Genomic DNA, 4,964 nt, shown 5'->3' on the forward strand with positions numbered 1-4,964 from the left:
TCGCCCCGTTCGGATGGTGGGACAGGAACAGTTTCCTCGCCGAGAACTGCCCGGTTTCCTTTTCAGAAGCCTGCTATTGCCCGATGCGCGCCATGTCGAACGGCGTGGTCTGGTAGATCGCGTTGATCCAGTTGCCGTAAAGCAGATGCGCATGGCTGCGCCAGCGGTTAGACGGCGGGCGCGTGGGGTCATCGTCGGGATAGTAGTTGCACGGCACCTCGATCGGCTTGCCGGCGGCGACGTCGCGGTCATATTCTTCCTTCAGCGTGCCGCTGTCATATTCAAAATGGTTGAAGATATAGAGCGCGCGATGCGCCGTATCCTCGACCAGGCAGGGGCCGACCTCTTCGCTGGCGATCAGGGTGCGCAGTTCCGGCACGGCGTCGATCTCGCTCTGGCGCATCTCGGTCCAGCGGCTGACGGGCACGAGGACATCGTCGGAAAACCCGCGCAGATAGGGCGAGGCCGGCGCCAGGTTGCGGTGCCGGTAGCAGCCGAAGGCCTTTTTCGGCAGGATGTGCTTTTCCACCGCGTGGAAATGCCGGATCATCGCCATGCCCCCCCAGCAGACACCGAAGGTGGAATGCACGTTGGTCTGGGTCCAGTCCATCACCTCGCGCAACTCCTCCCAATAGGTCACCTCCTCGAAGGGCAGATGTTCGATCGGGGCGCCGGTGATGATGAGCCCATCGTATTTTTCCTCCTTCACCTCCTGAAAGGGGCGGTAGAAGGCCTCCATATGTTCGGCGGCGGTGTTCTTCGTCTGGTGCTCGGTCATGCGGATCAGGCGAAAATCGATCTGCAGGGGCGTGGCGCCGATCAGCCGGGCGAACTGCGTTTCGGTCTGGATCTTCTTGGGCATCAGGTTCAGCAGCCCGATGCGCAGCGGCCGGATATCCTGCCGCGAGGCCTGCGCCTGGGACATCACCATGACGCCCTCGCGCGCAAGGACATCATAGGCGGGCAGTTCGGCAGGCAGTGTGATCGGCATGGGTCTGGAACTCTTGCGTAGGATCAATCGCTTCTAGAGCGGCGCGGCGCGCGGTTCAACCGGCTGATGAAGGGCGCAAGGTGCGGGGGGCGGTGCCATGCGCGACCCGGTCGCCCGGTGCCGGCCGGTGGGGCCGCCTTCGGCGAGGATATTTGGGCCAAGAAGAAGCAGGGCCGGGCGCAGAAGATCGCCTGTTCGGCACTGGTCTGCCCATATCAGGCGGCGCGGGCGCGCCGGGCCTCGATCGCGGTGCCGACCAGGTCGAGGAAATCGGCCTCGTCGCGAATGGCGGCGAAATCGGCGACTTGCACCGTCACGCCCCAGCGCCGGGCCATGGCCGCATAGCGCGGCGCGCGATGGGCCAGCGCGCGCGCATAGGCCCAGCGGACGAAGGCGTCGGGGTCGATCTGCGCCTCGGCCAGGCCGGTTTCGCGTTGATAGTCGGCCCAGGCCGCGTGAAGGAAGCCGGGCTGGTAATACATGGGCTTGGGCGCGCGGTCGAAACGGCGCACCAGTTCGGCGGTATGGGCCTCGCTGCCTTCGATCCAGACCGGCAGCAGGTGCTGCGAGAGCACCGACATCACCGGATCGTCGGGGGTGTCGGGATCGACCACCTCGCAAATCGAGCCGGACGTGTCACAGACGAAATGGCCGTAGCCATAGATATCCTCGGCGCGGTCGATGAAATGCGGGGTGTCGAGCATGGCGGCGATCTCGGCCGCGCGGTGCTGCTGCTGGCGCTTCATGTACTCGTCAAAGGGCAGCCCGCCCTGCTCCGGCTTGCCGGGTTTGCCCAGATAGGTGGACAGCGGTGCGAGATTGTCGAAGGTGATGTTCGAGGCGATATAGACCGAGTCGGTCAGCAGTAATTCGCGCAGCAGCGGCACGCGCATGGCCTCGCGCTTGAAATTGTCGGCAATGTGCTCGCCCATGTAGCGGGTGCCGATGCGATAATCGACCGAGTAGTGAAACCAGCCGCCCGCCTCGCGCAGCGTCGTGGCGACATGCGTCTTGCCCAGCCCCGACATGGCGAACAGCATCACCCGCCGTTTGCCGGCCGCGCGCCATTCCTTGGCCGAATTGTAGATCACGCGCCTCACTCCCGATTGTTGCGCCGGCGTGGGTAACGGTGCCACGCCCGGCGGTCAACGGCAATGCGCCTGGCAAGGGCTCAGCCCTTGTCGCGGCGGCGGGGGCGGGTGATATTGAGCAGGTTGGCCACCAGGATCACCGCCCCGCCCACAAAGGCCGAGAGCAGCAGCGGTTCGGCATAAAGCAGCATCCCCACCAGGGCGAGCACTGGCAGGCGCAAGAACTCCATCGGCGCCACGATCGTGGCCGGCGCATGGCCAAGCGCCGTGGTAAGCGAGAAATGCGCCGTGATGCCGGAGATTCCGACGATCACCAGCCAGGGCGTCAGCGCCAGAGACGGCCAGGTGAACCCCGCCCCAAGGCTGAGGATCAGCCCCATGAAGAACTGGCTGAGCGTCATCCAGAAGAGCACGCACAACACCGTGTCATGGGCCATGATCTTTTTCGTCCAGATGGTGTTGAGCGCGAAGCCGAAGGCCGCGACGAAGGCCGCCGCATGGCCGATACTGAGCGGCTCGACCCCCGGGCGCGCGACGATCAGCACCCCGACAAACCCCAGCGCAACCGCCAGAATTCGCCGCCGTGTCAGCCTTTCGCCCAGGAAAAACGGTGCGAGCAGGGCCACCCAGATCGGGTTTGAGAACTCGATCGCCACAAGTTGGCTGAGCGGGATCAGGGTGAGCGCATAGAACCAGCCGTTCTGGCCGAGGAAGTGGAACAGGTTGCGGATCACGTGCATACCGGGCACGCGGGTGCGGACCTGTGCGAAACCGGGGGAAGAGCGCCACAGGATGACGGCGACGATCACCCAGCCCACCAGCGAACGCCATGTCATCAGCTCGAACGTGTTCAGCTCGACCTGGATCGCCCGGCCGGCCACGGCCATCATCGCGAAAGAGGCAATCGCCCCGATCATCCAGAAGAACGCGCGCCAGGGCCGCGCGTCGGGCGGGATATGCGGAATCGCGGTCGGCATGCGCGTCAGCGCCCCGCCGGCATGGCCCCGCGGGGCCGGCGCCGTGGCGCGGGACGCAGTTCACGCAGGATATCTGATGAGTGCGACAAAATCATGATACCAAAGACAAAATCAAAATGACGACACCCCGCGGATGGCCGCGGGATCATTCCCATTCGATCGTGCCCGGCGGCTTGGAGGTGATGTCATAGGTGACGCGGTTGATCCCCTGCACCTCGCCGACGATGCGGGTGGCGGTTTCGCCAAGAAACTCGTGGGTGAAGGGGTAGTAATCGGCGGTCATGCCGTCGACGCTCGTCACGGCGCGCAGGGCGCAGGCATATTCATAGGTGCGCCCGTCGCCCATGACACCAACACTGCGCACCGGCAGGAGCGCGACGAAAGCCTGCCAGATGTCATCATAAAGGCCATGGCGGCGGATCTGGTCGATGAAGATCGCATCGGCCTTGCGCAGGATTTCAAGCTTGTCGTGGCTGATCGCGCCGGGGCAGCGGATCGCCAGCCCCGGCCCCGGGAACGGATGCCGGCCGATGAAATGGGCGGGCAGTCCCAGCTCGCGCCCGAGCGCGCGCACCTCGTCCTTGAACAGTTCGCGCAATGGCTCGACCAGCTTGAGGCCCATCTTCTCGGGAAGACCGCCGACATTGTGGTGGCTCTTGATCGTGACCGAGGGTCCGCCGGAAAAGCTGACCGATTCGATTACATCGGGGTAAAGCGTGCCCTGGGCGAGGAACTTGGCATCGCCCACCGATTTGGCGTGCCTTTCGAATACCTCGATGAACAATCGCCCGATGGTCTTGCGTTTGATTTCAGGGTCGGACACGCCGTCGAGCGCGCCGAGGAACAACTCGGATTCATCGGCATGGATCAGCGGGATGTTGTAATGGTCGCGGAACATCGACACGACCTCGTCGGCCTCGCCCTGGCGCAGAAGCCCGTGATCAACGAAGACGCAGGTGAGTTGCTCGCCTATCGCCTCGTGGATCAGCATGGCGGCGACCGAGCTGTCCACCCCGCCGGAAAGCCCGCAGATCACCTTGCCATTGCCGACCTGGGCGCGAATCTTTTCCACCGCCTCGGCGCGGTAGGCGCCCATCGTCCAGTCGCCGGTGAAACCGGCAAGCCTGATGAAGTTTTCCAGCAGGATACGCCCGTTGGGGGTGTGGTGCACCTCGGGGTGGAATTGAACGGCGTAGAACTGCCGCGCCGGGTCGCCCACCATCGCCAGGGGCGCACCGGGCGAGGTGCCATAGACCTCGAAACCGGGGGCAAGCGCGGTCACACGGTCGCCATGGCTCATCCAGACTTCCTCGCGCCCGGTGGCGAACAGCCCGGTGAAGATCCGGTCGCCCTCATGCGCGGCGGTCGGGGTGACGAAGGCACGGCCGAACTCGCGGTGGTGGCCGGATTCGACGCGCCCGCCAAGCTGCTCCATCATCACCTGCTGGCCGTAGCAGATACCCAGCACCGGCACGCCCATCTCGAACAGCTTTTGCGGCGCGCGCGGGCTGCCCTGTGCGGTCACGCTGGCCGGCCCGCCCGAAAGGATCACCGCACGCGGGGCGAAACGGTCGAGAAAGGCGTCATCGACCGTGTTGAACGGATGGATTTCGCAATAGACGTTCAGCTCGCGCAGACGGCGCGCGATAAGCTGCGTCACCTGGCTGCCGAAATCGACGATAAGGAGGCGTTCGTGCTTGCTCATGCCTTCTGTTAGGGCGCACGCGCCGAGGGCGCAAGAGGGCTGCGCACAAGGCCCGGGCCATGTCGGGGTGGTCATGCCGGGGCGCCACCGGCTGCCGGTCGGCCCCGCCTGCGCCCGCGCGCCCGCTGACGCTGGCCCACAGGGGAATCGCATTTGAGCGACCTCTGCATGACACAGCCCGCAAAAAGGCCCGAGGGCAG

At 65.0% G+C, this 4,964-nt stretch carries 4 protein-coding genes; all 4 read right to left on the bottom strand.

The features are described 5' to 3' along the window. Positions 1 to 73 precede the first annotated feature (73 nt). Positions 74 to 991: a homoserine O-acetyltransferase MetA gene (gene metA / locus DQ229_RS06035; protein ID WP_114965377.1), complete on the bottom strand. Its 918-nt coding sequence runs from the start codon at positions 989 to 991 to the stop codon at positions 74 to 76. A gap of 215 nt (positions 992 to 1,206) precedes the next feature. Beyond that, positions 1,207 to 2,082, bottom strand: coding sequence for an ATPase (locus DQ229_RS06040; RefSeq protein ID WP_114965378.1), 876 nt, complete (start codon positions 2,080 to 2,082; stop codon positions 1,207 to 1,209). Positions 2,083 to 2,162: 80 nt separating this feature from the next. Continuing rightward, positions 2,163 to 3,059, bottom strand: a complete 897-nt coding sequence (locus DQ229_RS06045; protein ID WP_114965379.1) for a DMT family transporter — start codon at positions 3,057 to 3,059, stop codon at positions 2,163 to 2,165. Positions 3,060 to 3,204: 145 nt separating this feature from the next. Further along, a complete protein-coding gene (gene guaA / locus DQ229_RS06050; protein ID WP_114965380.1) occupies positions 3,205 to 4,764 on the bottom strand; it encodes a glutamine-hydrolyzing GMP synthase in 1,560 nt (519 codons plus the stop codon). Positions 4,765 to 4,964: the final 200 nt, after the last annotated feature.

The organism is Alkalilacustris brevis (genome assembly GCF_003350345.1).
Taxonomy (GTDB): domain Bacteria; phylum Pseudomonadota; class Alphaproteobacteria; order Rhodobacterales; family Rhodobacteraceae; genus Alkalilacustris; species Alkalilacustris brevis.

What these genes read in the sequence shown, in the direction of transcription:
- metA (WP_114965377.1), bottom strand. Translation starts at nt 991, where the DNA reads ATGCCGATCACACTGCCTGCCGAACTGCCCGCCTATGATGTCCTTGCG.
- DQ229_RS06045 (WP_114965379.1), bottom strand. Translation starts at nt 3,059, where the DNA reads ATGCCGACCGCGATTCCGCATATCCCGCCCGACGCGCGGCCCTGGCGC.
- guaA (WP_114965380.1), bottom strand. Translation starts at nt 4,764, where the DNA reads ATGAGCAAGCACGAACGCCTCCTTATCGTCGATTTCGGCAGCCAGGTG.